The organism is Kitasatospora sp. GAS204B (assembly GCF_029892155.1).
Lineage (GTDB): Bacteria > Actinomycetota > Actinomycetes > Streptomycetales > Streptomycetaceae > Kitasatospora.
Window position 1 is genome coordinate 50,051 of the sequence record NZ_JARZAG010000027.1, and the last position, 15,336, is coordinate 65,386.

Below are 15,336 nucleotides of genomic sequence, written 5' to 3' on the forward strand. Positions count from 1 at the left end.
GGTGGCTCCGCGGGCGGACGGCTCAGATCGACTGCCAGGCCGGCTTGGCCGCGTAGGTGGCCCGGAAGTAGTCGGCCAGCTTGAGGCGGGCGGCCGCCGCCTCGTCCACCACCACGGTGGCGTGCGGGTGCAACTGCAGCGCGGAGGCCGGGACCAGCGCGGAGAGCGGGCCCTCGACGGCCTGCGCGACGGCCTCGGCCTTGGCCTCGCCGGTGGCCAGCAGCACCAGGTGGCGGGCCTCCAGGATGGTGCCGATGCCCTGGGTGATCACGTGGTGCGGGACCTCGTCGAGACTGTCGAAGAACCGGGCGTTGTCGACCCGGGTCTGCTCGGTGAGCGTCTTGATCCGGGTCCGCGAGGCGAGTGAGGAGCACGGCTCGTTGAATCCGATGTGCCCGTCGGTGCCGATCCCGAGGAGCTGCAGGTCCACGCCGCCGGCCGCCGCGAGCTCGCGGTCGTAGGCCGCGGCCGCCGCCGCGATGTCCTCGGCGGAGCCGTCGGGGCCGAGAAAGGCGTCCGCGGTGATGCCCATCGGTTCGAGCACCTCGCGCAGCACGACCGAGCGGTAGGACTCGGGGTGCCCCTTGGGCAGGCCGACGTATTCGTCGAGCTGGCAGATCCGGGCGCGCGACACGTCCAGCGATCCGGCCCGCACCTTGGCGGCCAGCGCCCGGTAGATCGGCAGCGGCGTCGACCCGGTGGCCACGCCGACCAGCGCGTCGGGCTTGCCGGTGAGCAGCTCCGCGATCGCCTCGGCGATCAGCTCACCGCCCGCGGCGGCGTCGGGAACGATCACAATCTCCATCTTGACCAACCGTCCGAAAGCGTGTATGTAGTGGTCTAGACCAATCTCTGGAAGTTTAGCGCAGTCCAGGGGCGCTTCGAAAGCCCGGCGATGGTCGCGCCCGGGTTCTGTCAGGTCGGGCGGCCGGTGGCGTGATCGGGCGGGGCGCGACTTGAAGAATTCTTCAAGTTCGGAGAAGCTGACGCCCGACGTGTCGCGAGGAGGACGGGTATGCCGGTTCCGCTGTACCAGGCCAAGGCCGAGTTCTTCCGCACCCTGGGCCACCCGGCGCGGATCCGGGTCCTCGAACTCCTCCAGGACGGGCCGCGCCCGGTGCGCGAGTTGCTCGCGGCGATCGAGATCGAGCCGTCCAGCCTCTCCCAGCAACTCGGCGTGCTGCGCCGGAGCAACCTGGTGACCGCCACCCGTGAGGGCAACACCGTGGTCTACGCGCTGAGCACCCCGGATGTGGCCGACCTGCTGCGGGCGGCGCGGCGGATCCTGACCGAGATGATCGCCGACCAGGAGCACCTGCTGGTGCAGCTGCGCGCGGGGGCCGGCCAGGCGAAGGAGCGAGTCCGGTGACGGCGAATCCCGTGAGCGAGGCGAGTCCGGCGTACGAGGCGAGTCCGGCGTACGAGGCGAACCCGGCGAGTGCCGCGAACCCGGTGAACGAGACCATCCGCGACGAGAACAGCAAGCGCAAGGCGGCGCTGATCCGGGCCGGCATCTACATCGCCGGCACGCACTTCTTCGCGTTCTTCGTGATGCTGCTCTTCTACCTGGGCAGCCACCGGCACTGACCGCGCCGGCCACCCACCCCAGGCCCCGCCGCCCTCAGGCCGCGCCCTGCCGAGGTTCCGGGGAGCGCAGCAGCGCGCGCACGTCGTCCGGGGTCGCGCCGGCGTAGAAGTGGGCGAAGACCACGCGCCCCAACGGGGTCATCGGCGAGGCGGCGCCGATCCAGAGCGAGCCGAAGCCGTAGCGGGCGTGGATCAGCGGCCGGATCTCGCCGTCCGGTCCGGTCCGGCCGGCCAGCCGCAGCGGGCCGCCCACGGTCCGCTCGGTCCACCGCGCCAGCTCCACCAGCTCGGGCTGGTCCGGGAACTCCTCCAGCAGGCTGTCCAGCTGCGGTACCACTCGGCGCACCCAGTAGCGGTCGTGCTCGGGCAGCTGGTCGCGCCCGTCCCAGACCATCCACTTGAACATGTTCTCGGGCACCCGCCGCCCGGTGAACGCGTCCGCGAAGGCGTCGTTGTAGGCGATCACCCGCCAGGCGGCGTCGACCGCGTAGGCGATCGGCCCGACCAGCTCCTTGCCCGGCGCGTGCTCGGTGACCTGCGCGACGGTGCTGCGGACGAAGCCGATCCAGGCGGAGTCGGCGTTCGCTGGTGCCGCGCCGATCTGCGGTTCCTCCGAATGCGTCATGGGCACGATTGTGCCCCCAGGGCCGCACGCCCGACCAGGGAGGTCCGACCAGGCATTTCTCCGCCTCCGCGGAGGCCGGGGCCCTCCGCTTCGTCCGCCACCGGCCGTTGCTACGGTGGCCGACACCATGGACTACGACACGGCTTCGCGCTATTACGAGGAACTTCTCAGCGGGTACCTCCGAGCGACACCGGCCGCCGGGCTGGACGAGACCGTTGCTCGATTCGTCGCGCCGATGCGCTCGGCCTTCGTGGACGACCAGGCCGAGGAATCCGCGATCGACACGATCGAGGGGCTGCTGTGGGCGGCCTGGGAGCCCGTCATCACGGCGGCCCGGGAGTCGTCGTCCGGCACTGTCCAGGACAGGCTTGTCGACCTGTTGACCGGGATCGAGCGACAGGGGGTGCTCACTCGTGATCAGGGGCAGCAGGACTGTGTCGTCTGGGAGACGAAGGTGTTTGTCGACCTTCCGTGTTTCGGCGCGCAGATGCGCGAGGCATTGGACATGGGGGCCGAGACGCCCGGCTTCTCGGATGTCGACGTCTGGGTGAACCTGAACGCATTCGCGGCGCGCCTGACCGCCGCCGGAATCGACTTCTCGCTCTACGCGATCTGGACGCTGCGCGATTGCCTCGAGGAGGAGTCGCCGGTCAACTTGGCCGACCCGAGGGGGGTGGTCCCATGGTTCCAGCACTGCGGTGCGTTGCTCGCGGGCCTCGCGCGCCGGCGGCGGTCGTTCGACGGGCAGGCCGGTCGCCTGGGCAAGCTGTGCACGGACAGCGGGATGGCCGAGGGAGGGTTCACCGTCGAGCGGTGGGAGTTCTGGCGCGCCCGGCTGACGGAGCTGGCGGCCGGGACGGAGGCCGGCGCCGACGAGGCACGGGCGGCGCTGCGGTACCTGGGTACCTGACCGCGCTGGGCGACCTGGGCCAGGCCGGATCGGGCAACACCGGCCCTGCTGCCGACTTTTCGTAGGGTCGGGCCGCTCGGGGCCGCCGGCGCTCGACCCGTGCGCAGCGGCCCGGGGCTGCGGGTTTGCGCCCGAGTCTGGCTATAGCGCGGGCCGCCAGACTCGGAGCGACCGCAGTCACCACGAATCTGGAGCGCAGCATGCGTTGGGAGAATCTCTACGTCGCCGGTCTCGGCGCCTATCTGCCCGAGCAGGTCTATACCGCTGAGCAGGCCGTCGCCGACGGCCGTTACGGTGCCGGTGAGTGCGAGGCCAACGGGTACCGCGCGGTCCGGGTGGCCAGCGCGGAGGAGACCGGGCCGGTGATGGCGGCGGCGGCCGGCCGTACGGCGGTCGGGCGTTCCGGCATCGCGAGTGAGGAGTTCCGGCTGGTGGTGCACGCCAGCGTCGGCCACCAGGGTCAGGACGTCTGGACCCCCGCCCACTACGTGCAGAACGAGACCGTCGGCGGCCACGGCGCGGCCTTCGAGGTGCGCCAGGGCTCCAACAGCGGCCTCGCCGCCGCCGAGGTCGCCGCCTCCTGGATCACCGCCCGGCCGGAGGGCGGCGCGGCTCTGGTCACCACCGGTGACTCCTTCAAGTTGCCGTACTGGGACCGCTGGAAGGCCGATGAGCAGGTGGTGTACGGCGACGGCGCGGGCGCGCTGGTGCTCTCGACCCGTGGCGGCTTCGCCAAGGTCCGCTCCAGCGTCAGCCGCGCCGACGCGTCGCTCGAACCGCTGTACCGCGGCGACGACGCCTGGACCGAGGCGCCCTTCTACGACGGCAAGCCCGCCGACCTGGCCGGCCGCAAGCGCCACTGGCTGAGCCGCAACGAGGACGCCTACGACCAGACGATCGCCAAGATCAACGAGAACTTCGGTGCCGTGCTCAAGCAGGCGCTGGCGGAGGCCGACACCGACCTGGCCGGTACGCAGTGGTTCATCCACGCCAACATGTGCAAGACCATCATCGAGTGGGGCTTCCACGGCGCGCTCGGCCTGGACCCCGACACCACCGTCTACGACTGGGGCCTGGACTACGCGCACATGGGCGGCGGCGACCAGATCATCGGCCTCAACCGGCTGTTCGAGACCGGGCGCCCCAAGCCGGGCGACCTGGTCGTCACCGCGGGTGCGGGGATCGGGTTCATGTGGACCGTCGCGGTGCTCGAAGTGCTCGAGACTCCGGCCTGGTGATCGTCGCCCCGACGCGGTGACGTTCCCCGATCTCCTGGTGACGCTGCGTCAGTTCAACTGATTCACCATGCCTGTTCACGGAAAGACTGTGCTCGAACCGCGGTCGGTCCGGTACGGTGCCCCTCGCCGGGGTGCCGGCCGTTCCGACCGCCCTCTTCTGCCCATGGAGGCAGCCATGCTCACCGCCGCCAAGGCCATCAACCTCACGCTGGCGTTCCTGCTGGAACTCGCCGTCCTGTTCTCGGTCGGGCTGTGGGGATTCACCTTCAGCTCCAAGTCGGCCGTCAAGTTCCTGCTGGGGATCGGCGGACCGCTGCTGTTCATCGTCGTGTGGGCGGTCTTCGGGTCGCCCTCGGCGGCGGTGCCGTTGCACGGTGCCGTCCGGATCGCCTTCGAGGTCGTCTGGTTCGGCCTGGGCGCGCTCGCGCTGTACGCCGCCGGGCGGGTGGTGCCGGCGGCCGTGCTGTTCGTGCTGTACGTCATCAACGCGGTGCTGATCCGGGTGTGGCACCAGTCGGCCTGAAACCCGTTCCCACAACGATTTCTGACGGATCATCAGGGAATGACGGTGGCGCAGGAGCATCGGCTCCTGCGCCACCGTCATTCCCTGGTCTCCCCGGTCAGGCCTCAGGCCGGCAGGGAGTCCAGCAGTGCCTGGTTGTCGATCTTGCCGTTCACGGTCACCGGGAACTTCTCCACCATCATGACGGTGTCCGGGACCAGGTAGGGCGGCAGGCGCTTGCCGAGCGTGCGGGCCAGCCCGATCGGGTCGTCGGACTCGCCCTCGGCCGGTGCGGTGGCGGCGGTGTCGGCGGTGGCGGTGTAGAACAGGGCGAGCCGTTCCCAGGCCGCCGTCCGGCCGGGCACCGGCACCACCGTGCAGCTGCGGACGCCCTCGACCTTCATCGCGGCGTTCTCGATCTCGCCCGGCTCGATGCGGTAGCCGCGGACCTTCACCTGCCGGTCGGCCCGCCCGCGGAAGTGCAGGACCTGATCGGCGTCCAGGAAGCCGAGATCGCCCGTGCGGTAGACCCGCACCGGCGTTCCGTTCACCGTGATCGGCGCGAACTTCTCGGCCGTGAGCTCGGGTTGCTCCAGGTAGCCGATCGCCAGGCCGGCCCCGCCGATGCAGATCTCGCCCTCGGTGCCCGGCTCGCAGAGCCGACCGCCGTCGACGACGTAGAGCTCGGTGTCGGCGACCGGGCGGCCGATCGGGATGCCGCCGAAGGTCTCGCAGTCCTCCGGACCCAGCTCGTGGATCGTGGCGAACACACAACTCTCCACCGGCCCATAGGCGTTGAACAGTGCGATGCCGGGGTACTGCGCCAGGAAGCGGCGCACGTGGGCGGGGGAGAGCCGCTCACCGCCGGTGTAGATCTGCCCCATCCCCGCGAAGCAGTCGATGTCCATGTCGACGAACAGGTTGAACAGCGAGGACGTGAAGAACGCCGTGTCGACGCCTGCCGACTTCACGATGTCTCGCAGCGCGCCGGGCAGGAGGTAGTCGTCCTCGACGATCACCGTGGTCCCGCCGGTGACGAGCATGCCCCACAGCTCGAGGCTGAAGGCGTCCCAGGCGCACGGCGCCGACTGCGGGGAGACGCCGCCCGCGCGGTAGCCGCGCAGGCCGTCGGGGCCGAACAGTCGGGTGGTCGCCTGGTGCGGTGAGACGACTCCCTTGGGGCTGCCCGTGGTTCCGGAGGTGAAGAACACGCAGGCCGCGTCATCGGGCCCGATGTCGGAGGGCGGAACCGTACCGCCCGCGCCGGCCGAGACCTCCAGCGGCTCGGCCGGCGGCTGCCAGACGGTGAGCGGTCGCCCGCCGCCCGCACCCGTGGCTTCGGCCTGGACGCCGGCGGGCCGGTTGCCGGTGACGAACACCGGGGAGTGCAGCTGGTCGAGCAGGCCGTCCACCCGCTCGGTGGGCCAGCGGTGGTCGAACGCCGCGTACGCCGCACCGCACTTGAGGACGGCGAGCAGGGTGGCGGCCAACTGCGGGGTGCGCGGCAGTTGGACCGGGACGATCGCGCCGGCCCCGACGCCCAGCGCGGCCAGCTGCTCGGCGTAGTGATCGGCCGCCGCGTTCAGGGTGGCGTAGCTGATGCGATCCGCGCGGAAGACGATCGCGGTGGACCCGGGGTGCTGCTCGGCCTGGCGGGCCACCGCCTCGTGGATCAGCGGATGCACGGTGCCGGCCGGCGAGTTGGCGGCCGGCGGGTCGGCAGGCAGCGCGGTGGGGGACGGCGGGGCGGTGGTCAGTGGCTCGGACGCGTCGGGCGCGGGTCTGCGAGTCCGGTCAGCGGTCATGGTCTCTCCTCATCCAGTCCGGTTCGTCCTGCTGGGCCGGGCAGGGCTCAGGCCTCGGAGATCCTGCGGTAGATCGCCGTGAGGCTGCGGTCCTCCAGCAGGCGGCCGACCGGGACCCGGGTGCCCGTCTCGCGCTCCACGGCCGCGACCAGGCGCAGCATGTGGAGCGAGTCCCAGCTGACCTTGCGGTCGGAGTCCAGCGCGGTGGTCAGGTCGATGCCGTTCATCGGGAGGGCGAGATCGTCCCGCACGATCCGGATGAAGTCGTCCTTGGTCAGCATGGTGAACCCTTCGGTCGGTCGCGGATGGTGCCTGCCCGGTCCTCATCGGTGTGACGGGCCCTCCTGGTGCCCGGTGGTCACCGAACGCACGCGCGGGAGGACTTCCGAGGGTGTCGGCTGCTGCTCGAATCGCGCTCGGGCCGGGCCACATCGGCGGCGGGCGCGATGAGTCGGTCCGATCCGAGGAGCACCGTGGCACCGGACTCCCTGTCCGCGGGCGGTGCGCCGGGTGACGTTCGGTACCGGTCGACCGGCCCCGCTATATTGATCCCTCGTGGCGGGGACAACGGGGAACGTGGTGGGCGGCCGGTACCGGCTGGCGGAGGCCATCGGCCAGGGCGGCATGGGCCGGGTCTGGCGCGCGCGGGACGAGACGCTCGGGCGGGCGGTGGCGGTCAAGGAGGTCTTCCTCCCCGTGCACCTGAGTCCCGAGGAGCACCGGGAGTTGACCGGACGGGCGGTGCGCGAGGCGCGGGCCGCGGCGGCGCTCAACCACCCCGGGATCGTGACCGTGCACGACGTGGTCGAGCAGGACGGCGCGCCGTGGATCGTGATGGAGCTGCTCGCCGGCAACTCGCTCGCCGCCGTCCTCAAGGAGCAGGGCCGGCTGCCCTGGCAGCGGGTCGCGGCGCTCGGCGCCGACCTGGCCGACGCGCTCGCGCATGCCCACCAGGCCGGCATCGTGCACCGCGACATGAAGCCGGACAACGTCTTCCTCGCCCAACGGCGCACCGTCGTCACCGACTTCGGCATCGCCCGGGTGCTGGACGCGAGCACCCAGCTCACCCAGAGCGGGATGATGATCGGCACGCCGCAGTACATGCCGCCCGAGCAGTTGGAGGGCACGCCGGTGGGGACCGCCGGCGACCTGTGGTCGCTGGGGGCCACCCTCTACACCGCGCTCGAAGGGGAGCCGCCGTTCAACGGCCCGTCCCTGCCGTCGATCTGGCTCGCCATCACCCAGCAGCCGCTCCCGCCGGCGCAGCACGCGGGGCCGCTCGGGCCGTTGCTGGAGTCGCTGCTTCACAAGGACCCCGAACGCCGCCCCACGGCCCAGCAGGCGGCGGCGCAGCTGGAAGCGCTGCACGCCCGGGCCCTCGCGGCACCGTCCGCGACACCGCCGTCCGCGACACCGCCACCTGTGACGGCCCAGGCCACCGCGGTCCAGCCGGCGCCGCGCCCGGAGACCGTCGTCCTGCGCACCGCACCCGAGCCCGAAGCGACCCGCAAGAGCGGCTGGCGGGAGTTCGCCATCGCCACCGCGATCGGACTGGCCGCGGTCGGTGGCACCTCGCTCGCCGTCGTGGAGATCATCCCCAAGCGGTGAGCCGGCCGCAAACCCGGTTGACGCCCCCTACCGGCCACCGCTTTCCTGCTGCGATGCCCACCTCTCACAACTCTCACAACTCTCACGACTCGCAGACCATCGAGCTCCGCATCGAGCGGGCGGACGGCGACGCCATGCTCGAAGACTGGCGCTACGTCCACAACCTGATCATCCCCACCGACCCGCTCTCCCTCGACGCCGTGCGCGAGCGCAGCGGGCGCAATCACCTGGCGGTCGCGTATCTCGGCGAGCTCCTGGTGGGCTGCTCCACGGTCCGGCCGCCCACCGGCGAAGCGGCCGCCGGCGAGACGCCCGCCGGCGAGGCCGCCACGGCCACCGTCATCGCCCGGGTGCTCCCCGCCCACCGGCGCCACGGCATCGGCGAGCAGCTCTACAACCACGGGCTGGCGCAGGCGCGAACGCTCGGCGCCGCCGTCATCGAGACGGTCGTCCTGGAGTCGAACGCGGACGGACTGCGGTTCGCCGAACACCACGGGTTCGTCGAGCTCGAGCGCTATCTGCTGCCGGGCGACAGCATCCGCTACGTCGACCTGCGGCTGGCCGCCAACCCCACGGCCCCGCACCGCGGCTGAGAGGTCATTGACAACAGGAGGTGGATGCTGTGGCCTGAACACCTCAACTGCTCCGCTGTGTCATCTGGGAGGGGAACCGCCGTGCCCGTGTCCGCCCGCCTGCGACTCGTTGCCGCCACCGCAGGGGCCTTCGCGCTCGCCCTGCTGCCGACGGTCAGCCAGTCCACCGCCACTGCCGACCAGGCCGCCGCGGCCCCGTGGTCCGCCCGGCTCGCCGTGCACCCGCTGCGGCACGCGAGCCCGGCCGACGACCCGGTGCTCGCCGCACCGCTGCCCACCAGCGACTGCCTGACCCAACTGCACCGTGCCTGCTACTCGCCGCTCCAGTACCGCACCGCCTACGACCTCGACCCGCTCTACCAGCACGGGATCACCGGCCAGGGGCGGACCATCGTGATCGTCGACTCGTTCGGCTCGCCGACCATCCAGCACGACCTGGACGTCTGGTCGGCGCAGTGGGGCATCGCCAGCAGCCAGGTGGACGTGGTGCAGTGGGGGCAGGTCCCGGCCTTCGACCCGAAGAACGCCGACATGGACGGCTGGGCGAGCGAGAGCACCCTGGACGTGGAGGCCGCACACGCCGTCGCGCCCGGCGCGAGGATCGTGCTGCTGGAGACCGGCGTCTCGGAGACCGAGGGCGCGGTCGGCGTGCCCGAGATGATGAGCGGCATCAACCACCTGGTGAACAACGGCCAGGCGGACGTGGTGTCGATGAGCTGGGCGACCAGCGAGGGGATGTTCCCGGGCTTCGACCAGGGCGATTACACCAGCCTGACCACGCTGCGCTACGCCTTCACCAACGCCTCGAAGCACGGCGTCACGCTGACCGCCAGCTCCGGCGACGGCGGCGGCGACTCGACCAAGCTGGACGCCGCCTGGCCGGCCGGTGACCCGCTGGTCACGGCGGTCGGCGGCACCGAGCTCCACCTGGACGACCAGGGCGCCAGGACCGCCCCCGACGCCGCCTGGTCGGGCAGCGGCGGCGAGCTCTCCAAGGTCTTCGCCCGCCCGGGCTACCAGGACCCGGTCCGCTCGGTGGTCGGCGACCACCGCGGCACCCCGGACATCAGCATGGCGGGCTCGCCCAACGGCGCGCTCTGGCTGTACTCCAGCTTCGACCCGGCCAACACCGGCTGGACGGCGGACGGTGCGGGCACCAGCGAGTCCTCCCCGCTCTTCGCCGGCGTCGTCGCGCTGGCCGACCAGGCCGCCGGCCACCGCCTCGGCGTGATCGACCAGGACCTGTACCACCTCTACACCCGGCACTCGTCCGGGCTGGTGGACGTCACCACCGGCAGCACCGGTCCCAACGGCTACACCGCGGGCCCTGGTTACGACCAGACGACCGGTGTCGGCACCGTGGACGCCGCCAAGCTGGTCCAGGCAATCGCACACCTGCACTGACCCGGCAGTGCTGTGACGGTCCGTCAACTTCTGTCAGAGAGTTGACGGACCGTCAGCGCTCCCCGACGAAGAGCGTCTGCAGCACCCGGCCGCAGTCGCCCAGTTCGTCGTCCAACCGCCCGAGCGCCAGGCCCGATCCGGCCGGGCTGGCGGTGGTGGCCGCACTCAGGCAGAGCCACTCGCCGACCGGATCGCGGTGCAGCGCCAGCGTGACATCGGTGTTGACCACCTGCCGGCGGACGTGGTCGAGCTCGAAGGCCACCGCCCAGTTGCTGTCGGCCAGCGTCAGCGCCCGGGTCAGCGGGGTGTCCGGCTCGCCCGCCACCAGTGGCACCCGCTGCCGGACCCAGGCCGTCCCGGGCCCCGGCCGGTCGAAGCCGCCGCCGTCCGCCCAGCGCCACTCCATCGCGGACACGTAGCCGCCGTGGTCGGTGCCGGGCAGCCGGTGCGGCGGCTGCGGTGCGGGCAGCGGCGGCGGGGTCGGCTCCGGGCGCAGCGCGGGCGTGTCCTGCGGGCTGGCCGTCATCCGCCAGGCCCGGGCCAGCATCACGACCTGGCCGCCCGCGGTGATCTCGCCCTCCAGCAGCTCGCTGCGCGCGCCCGCGCGGACCGTGCGCACCTCGACGGTCAGCTCGTCCACCGGCACCGGCCGCGGGATGTCCAGCGTCACCCGGGCGATCCGGAACCCCTCGCGCACCTGGTGCCGCTCCATGGCCCGCCCCAGCAGCGCGGACGGCGGCCCGGCGTGCTGCGCCTTCGGGCTCCACGGCCCCACGGTGTGCCCGGTGCTCTCGTACCGGCCCTCGCCCAGATCGCGGTAGAAGGAATCCGGCGTGCCCGCCGCCCCTGCTGTCGTCATCCCGTCCAGCCCCCTCGGCTCGCTTCGACCACTGCCTCGCGCCCCACGACGATAGGCGATCGGCAGGTCCCTGGATCACCGGTTTAGCCGTTACCTGGGCGAGGAAGAAGTTACCTGTGCAGGTAACACGTGACGAGCAGGACGGGCAGCGTTCGCCGAGCGCGACCGCGCGGCGCGGCCAGATCATCGCGGCCGCCGTCCAGGTGCTGGCCGAGAGCGGGTACGGACGGGCCACCTTCGAGCGGATCCGGCAGCGGGCCGGGATCTCCAGCACCCGGCTGATCTCGTACCACTTCGGCACCCGGGACGAGCTGATGGAGGCGGTGCTGATCGACATCGCGCTGGAGGCCCAGGCCGCCATCGCCCGCCGCACGGACGGCGCGCCCACCGCCACCGAGCGGCTCACCGCCCGGATCGAGGCGGAACTGGCCTGGATCGCGCGCAATCCCGCCGCCGTCCGGGCGATGTACGAGATCTGCATGAACGCCAGGGACGAGGACGGCGCCCTGCGCTACGGCACGCAGGCGTCGGCCGAGGCGAACGTGGCCGAGCTGGCACCGATTCTGCGGGCCGGCCAGCAGAGCGGGGAGTTCCGGGAGTTCGACACCACGCTGATGGCGCTCACGTTGAAGTCCGCGATCGACGCCGCCATCGTCCGGATGACGCAGCCCCCGCGCCTGAGCGTGGACGACTGCGTCCGCGAGATCACCACCCTGGCCCTGCTCGCCACCCGGAGCACGCCATGACCACGCATGACGCATCGGCGACGACCCCTGAAGCGCCGCCCCGGCCGAGCCGCCGACGCCTGCTGCTCGGTGTCGTCTGGGACATCGCCGTCCCGATCGCGGTGTACTACGGCCTGCGCGCCGCCGGCGTCGGCGTCTTCGTCGCGCTGCTGGCCGGCGCCGTCCTGCCGGCGCTCACCACGGCGGTGCAGTGGGTCCGCACCCGCAGCCTGGAGGGGATGGCGGGATTCATCGCCGGGACCATGCTGCTCGGCGTCGCGGCCGCGCTGGTCAGCGGCAGCCCGCGGTTCCTGCTGGCCAAGGACGGTTGGCTGACCGGCGTCGCCGGGCTCTGGTTCCTGATCTCGATCAGGGCCCATCGCCCGCTGCTCTTCCACGGCGGCCGCCCGCTGCTGGAGGGGCGGTTCCGCTCCGACGGCACCTCCTGGGACGTGCTGTGGGAGCGTGAGCCGGCCTTCCGGCGGATCTGGCGGGTCTCGACCGCGATCTGGGGCGTGGCGATGCTGCTCGACGCCGCCGTGCGGGTCGTGATGGCCTACACCCTGCCGGTGGACCTGGTGCCCGGCCTCGGTGCGCTGCTCTGGCCGGTCACGCTGCTGCTGTTGCAACTGGTGAACGGCGTCTACTACGAGGTGGCCGGACTCTGGCGGTTGACCTCCGGCACGGCCGCCGCCCGTCCGGCGGCCGGTTGAGGCGCACGGGCCCTGGCCCAGTGGTCGGCGAGCAGGCCGAACAGCAGGTCGTCGGTCCACTCGCCTTTGCACCAGGTGTACTCAGGGCGCCGCCCCTCCAGTTGGAAGCCCACCCGCTCCAACAACCCGGCGGAACTCCGGTTGCGCGCGTCGCACACCGCCGAGACCCGGTGCAGGCCGCGCCGCTCGAACAGCTCCCGCAGCACCGCCCGCACCGCCTCGGTGGCGTACCCGTGCCCCTGGTGCTCCGGGGCGAGGGTGAAGCCCAACTCGGCCTGGCGCAGGTTCTCGTGCAGGTGGACACCGAGGTCGCCGATCAGCCGGCCGTCCGTCCGCAGCTCGATCGCGTACTGGAACCAGCCGGGCCGCCGCGGGTCTCCCGCGGCGAAGTCCCGGACCAGCTCGGCGGCCTGGGCCGGCGAGACCGGTGCGCTCCAGCCTTGGTAGCGGGCGACGGCCGGGTCGGAGCGGTAGGCGGCGAGCGCGGCGGAGTCCTCGGGGCGGAAGCGGCGCAGGTCGAGCCGGGGGGTGCTGAGTGACATGCGGGAGAGCCTGCCATGACCCGGCGGTGGTCGGTTGTGATTTTCCAGCCTGGCCCCTGGCAGGCCGCCTACGCCAAGTGGCTGGCGCCCTACCTCGGTTCGGCCACCACCCCGCCGCCCGCCGCCTACCTGCCCTGACGGTCCGGCCAGCAGGCCTGACGTACCGTCACTTCTCCTCCAGTGCACGGGGCCGGCGGCCGTCCAGCTGGTCCGCCAGGCCGCGCCGGGTAGCCGGGGTCAGGTCCTCGCGGGCCAGGCAGGCCCCCTGAGCGAGCACCTCGACCCGTTCCGCCCGCTCGGGTCCGGTACGGTCCGGCCCGAGACCCGCGGGGCCTCCGGTAGCCCGAGCGGGTGGACGGGTCCAGGGGTCTCGGGTGTCGGCGCCACCGTCGCCGGTCGGGCACGCGACCCTCGTCCGCAAGGAACAGAGGAGACCAGGACCATGATGATCCCGCCCGGCCCCCGAACGAGCGGCCGCCGCCCGGCCCCCGCGCTGCTGCTCGCCGCGCTGGTCGCCGTCGCCGCCGTCAGCGGCTGTTCGAGCAGTTCGAGCAGCTCGACCGCCAAGCCGACCGCCAGCGCCCCCGTCGGCGGGTCGACGGGCAGTGCCGCGACGGCCACCGCTACCGCGTCCGCCTCCGCGAGCACGTCCGCGAGCACGTCCACCAGCGCCTCCGCGAGCACCGGCACGAGCGTCACCGTCACTGAGAAGGAGTACTCGCTCAGCCTGACCCAGACCCCGCTCACACCCGGTACGTACACCTTCGTCGCGCAGAATGCCGGAACCGTCGAGCACGCGCTGGCCATCGCCGGACCGGGCGTGACCGCCACCCAGACCAACCCGATCCAGCCGGGGCAGCAGGCGCAGCTCACCGTCACCCTGCAGCCGGGCAGCTACGAGCTCTGGTGTCCGATCGACGGCCACAAGGCGCTCGGCATGGACACCCACATCCAGGTCGGGGCCGCCAGCTCCTGACCGTCGTCCGATCGGCGGTACGGACGCGCCGCTGTTCGGGGTACCGCCGCGGCCCTTCGTCCGACCGGGGAGCGCGCCGGGCTGCTATGAAGAATCCTGAGCCCGTTCTGTCGGTCTCATCCCTTTTCTGAGGAGGCATCCTCATGGGTGCTACAGCAACGGCCGCGACCGAGGAAGGTCGCGGCGCGTCCCAGGGCGGCGACGAGCCGCTGGTACACATTCTCTGGATCAACGCCGGCCTCAGCTGCGACGGTGACTCCGTCTCGCTGACCGCCGCCATGCAGCCGAGCATCGAGGAGATCGTCACCGGCGCGCTCCCCGGGCTGCCGAAGATCGCGGTGCACTGGCCGCTGATCGACTTCGAGTGCGGGCCCGTGCAGGGCGCCGACAACTTCATCGAGTGGTTCTTCAAGGCCGACCGGGGTGAACTCGAACCCTTCGTGCTGGTGGTCGAGGGCTCCATCCCGAACGAGTCGATCAAGAAGGAGGGGTACTGGTGCGGCTTCGGCGACGATCCGAAGACCGGTCAGCCCATCACCACCAGTGAGTGGTTGGACCGCCTCGCGTCCAAGGCCACGGCCGTGGTCGCGATCGGTACCTGCGCCACCTACGGCGGCATCCACGCGATGGCCGGCAACCCGACGGGCGCGATGGGTGTGCCCGACTACCTCGGCTGGGACTGGAAGTCGAAGGCCGGGCTGCCGATCGTCTGCGTGCCGGGTTGCCCGATCCAGCCCGACAACTTCGCCGAGACCCTGACCTACCTGCTCTACCAGCTGGCCGGCTCGGCGCCGATGATCCCGCTGGACGACAAGCTCCGTCCCACCTGGCTGTTCGGCGCGACCGTGCACGAGGGCTGTGACCGCGGCGGCTACTACGAGCAGGGCCAGTTCGCCACCGAGTACGGCCGGCCCGAGTGCCTGGTGCGGCTCGGCTGCTGGGGTCCGGTGGTGAAGTGCAACGTCACCAAGCGCGGGTGGATCAACGGCGTCGGCGGCTGCCCCAACGTGGGCGGCATCTGCATCGCCTGCACCATGCCGGGCTTCCCGGACAAGTTCATGCCGTTCATGGACCCGCCGCCCGGCTCGCACGTCTCCTCCAACGCCAGTGCGGCGTACGGCAAGGTGATCCGCCGGCTGCGTGAGATCACCACGCGCACGGTGGACAAGGAGCCCAAGTGGCGGCGCACCGGCAGTCGGCTGACCACCGGTTACCGCCCACCGTGGTGACCCGCTGAACCACGGCGGGC

Annotated in this window: 18 protein-coding genes; 12 read left to right on the forward strand and 6 right to left on the reverse strand. The window is 71.9% G+C overall.

Translation table 11 applies throughout. From position 1 onward, the window contains the following. Nucleotides 1-22: 22 nt before the first annotated feature. A complete protein-coding gene (gene nagB, locus P3T41_RS29625) occupies nucleotides 23-805 on the reverse strand; it encodes a glucosamine-6-phosphate deaminase (RefSeq protein ID WP_280693626.1) in 783 nt (260 codons plus the stop codon). Between the two features lie 210 nt (nucleotides 806-1,015). On the opposite strand from nagB, the gene P3T41_RS29630 reads away from it, so the two are divergent. Beyond that, nucleotides 1,016-1,369: a metalloregulator ArsR/SmtB family transcription factor gene (locus tag P3T41_RS29630; RefSeq protein WP_280693627.1), complete on the forward strand. Its 354-nt coding sequence runs from the start codon at nucleotides 1,016-1,018 to the stop codon at nucleotides 1,367-1,369. After that, nucleotides 1,366-1,587: a DUF6126 family protein gene (locus P3T41_RS29635; protein WP_280693628.1), complete on the forward strand. Its 222-nt coding sequence runs from the start codon at nucleotides 1,366-1,368 to the stop codon at nucleotides 1,585-1,587. The genes P3T41_RS29630 and P3T41_RS29635 overlap by 4 nt, the downstream gene beginning before the upstream one ends. 34 nt (nucleotides 1,588-1,621) lie before the next feature. Here P3T41_RS29635 and P3T41_RS29640 read toward each other — a convergent pair whose 3' ends face one another. Further along, nucleotides 1,622-2,212 (reverse strand): hypothetical protein, encoded by a 591-nt coding sequence (locus tag P3T41_RS29640; RefSeq protein ID WP_280693629.1) that lies wholly within the window; start codon nucleotides 2,210-2,212, stop codon nucleotides 1,622-1,624. 127 nt (nucleotides 2,213-2,339) lie between these two features. Here P3T41_RS29640 and P3T41_RS29645 point away from each other — a divergent pair, with 127 nt between their 5' ends. The 3 genes from P3T41_RS29645 to P3T41_RS29655 all read left to right on the forward strand — a co-directional run bounded on the left by P3T41_RS29645 (nucleotide 2,340) and on the right by P3T41_RS29655 (nucleotide 4,883). Then, nucleotides 2,340-3,122, forward strand: coding sequence for a DUF3632 domain-containing protein (locus P3T41_RS29645; protein WP_280693630.1), 783 nt, complete (start codon nucleotides 2,340-2,342; stop codon nucleotides 3,120-3,122). A 200-nt stretch (nucleotides 3,123-3,322) separates the two neighbouring features. Further along, nucleotides 3,323-4,360: a ketoacyl-ACP synthase III family protein gene (locus P3T41_RS29650; protein WP_280693631.1), complete on the forward strand. Its 1,038-nt coding sequence runs from the start codon at nucleotides 3,323-3,325 to the stop codon at nucleotides 4,358-4,360. Nucleotides 4,361-4,535: 175 nt separating this feature from the next. Continuing rightward, the gene (locus P3T41_RS29655) at nucleotides 4,536-4,883 is read left to right on the forward strand and encodes a YrdB family protein (RefSeq protein WP_280693632.1); all 348 of its coding nucleotides are present in this window, start codon (nucleotides 4,536-4,538) and stop codon (nucleotides 4,881-4,883) included. Nucleotides 4,884-4,987: 104 nt separating this feature from the next. On the opposite strand, the gene P3T41_RS29660 is transcribed toward P3T41_RS29655, so the two are convergent. Beyond that, on the reverse strand, nucleotides 4,988-6,667 hold the full coding sequence (locus P3T41_RS29660) for an amino acid adenylation domain-containing protein (protein ID WP_280693633.1): 1,680 nt from the start codon (nucleotides 6,665-6,667) through the stop codon (nucleotides 4,988-4,990). Nucleotides 6,668-6,714: 47 nt separating this feature from the next. Next, complete coding sequence (locus P3T41_RS29665; protein ID WP_280693634.1) at nucleotides 6,715-6,948, reverse strand: phosphopantetheine-binding protein; 234 nt, start codon at nucleotides 6,946-6,948, stop codon at nucleotides 6,715-6,717. 274 nt (nucleotides 6,949-7,222) lie between these two features. Between P3T41_RS29665 and P3T41_RS29670 the strand changes: the two genes are divergently transcribed. From P3T41_RS29670 to P3T41_RS29680, 3 genes are all read left to right on the forward strand, one after another. Further along, nucleotides 7,223-8,275, forward strand: a complete 1,053-nt coding sequence (locus P3T41_RS29670; RefSeq protein ID WP_280693635.1) for a serine/threonine-protein kinase — start codon at nucleotides 7,223-7,225, stop codon at nucleotides 8,273-8,275. A 53-nt stretch (nucleotides 8,276-8,328) separates the two neighbouring features. Further along, nucleotides 8,329-8,868, forward strand: coding sequence for a GNAT family N-acetyltransferase (locus tag P3T41_RS29675; RefSeq protein ID WP_280693636.1), 540 nt, complete (start codon nucleotides 8,329-8,331; stop codon nucleotides 8,866-8,868). A gap of 81 nt (nucleotides 8,869-8,949) precedes the next feature. Continuing rightward, nucleotides 8,950-10,272: a S53 family peptidase gene (locus P3T41_RS29680; RefSeq protein ID WP_280693637.1), complete on the forward strand. Its 1,323-nt coding sequence runs from the start codon at nucleotides 8,950-8,952 to the stop codon at nucleotides 10,270-10,272. 52 nt (nucleotides 10,273-10,324) lie between these two features. On the opposite strand, the gene P3T41_RS29685 is transcribed toward P3T41_RS29680, so the two are convergent. Continuing rightward, nucleotides 10,325-11,131, reverse strand: coding sequence for a thioesterase family protein (locus tag P3T41_RS29685; protein ID WP_280693638.1), 807 nt, complete (start codon nucleotides 11,129-11,131; stop codon nucleotides 10,325-10,327). Nucleotides 11,132-11,247: 116 nt separating this feature from the next. Between P3T41_RS29685 and P3T41_RS29690 the strand changes: the two genes are divergently transcribed. After that, a complete protein-coding gene (locus P3T41_RS29690) occupies nucleotides 11,248-11,877 on the forward strand; it encodes a TetR family transcriptional regulator (RefSeq protein WP_280693639.1) in 630 nt (209 codons plus the stop codon). Continuing rightward, complete coding sequence (locus P3T41_RS29695; RefSeq protein ID WP_280693640.1) at nucleotides 11,874-12,569, forward strand: VC0807 family protein; 696 nt, start codon at nucleotides 11,874-11,876, stop codon at nucleotides 12,567-12,569. The genes P3T41_RS29690 and P3T41_RS29695 overlap by 4 nt, the downstream gene beginning before the upstream one ends. On the opposite strand, the gene P3T41_RS29700 is transcribed toward P3T41_RS29695, so the two are convergent. Continuing rightward, on the reverse strand, nucleotides 12,503-13,111 hold the full coding sequence (locus P3T41_RS29700) for a GNAT family protein (protein WP_280693641.1): 609 nt from the start codon (nucleotides 13,109-13,111) through the stop codon (nucleotides 12,503-12,505). The two genes, P3T41_RS29695 and P3T41_RS29700, sit on opposite strands and share 67 nt — an antisense overlap. Nucleotides 13,112-13,553: 442 nt before the next feature. On the opposite strand from P3T41_RS29700, the gene P3T41_RS29705 reads away from it, so the two are divergent. Both P3T41_RS29705 and P3T41_RS29710 read left to right on the forward strand, forming a co-directional pair. Then, nucleotides 13,554-14,087, forward strand: coding sequence for a hypothetical protein (locus P3T41_RS29705; protein WP_280693642.1), 534 nt, complete (start codon nucleotides 13,554-13,556; stop codon nucleotides 14,085-14,087). Between the two features lie 143 nt (nucleotides 14,088-14,230). Beyond that, nucleotides 14,231-15,316, forward strand: a complete 1,086-nt coding sequence (locus P3T41_RS29710) for a hydrogenase expression protein HypE (protein ID WP_280693643.1) — start codon at nucleotides 14,231-14,233, stop codon at nucleotides 15,314-15,316. Nucleotides 15,317-15,336 lie beyond the last annotated feature (20 nt).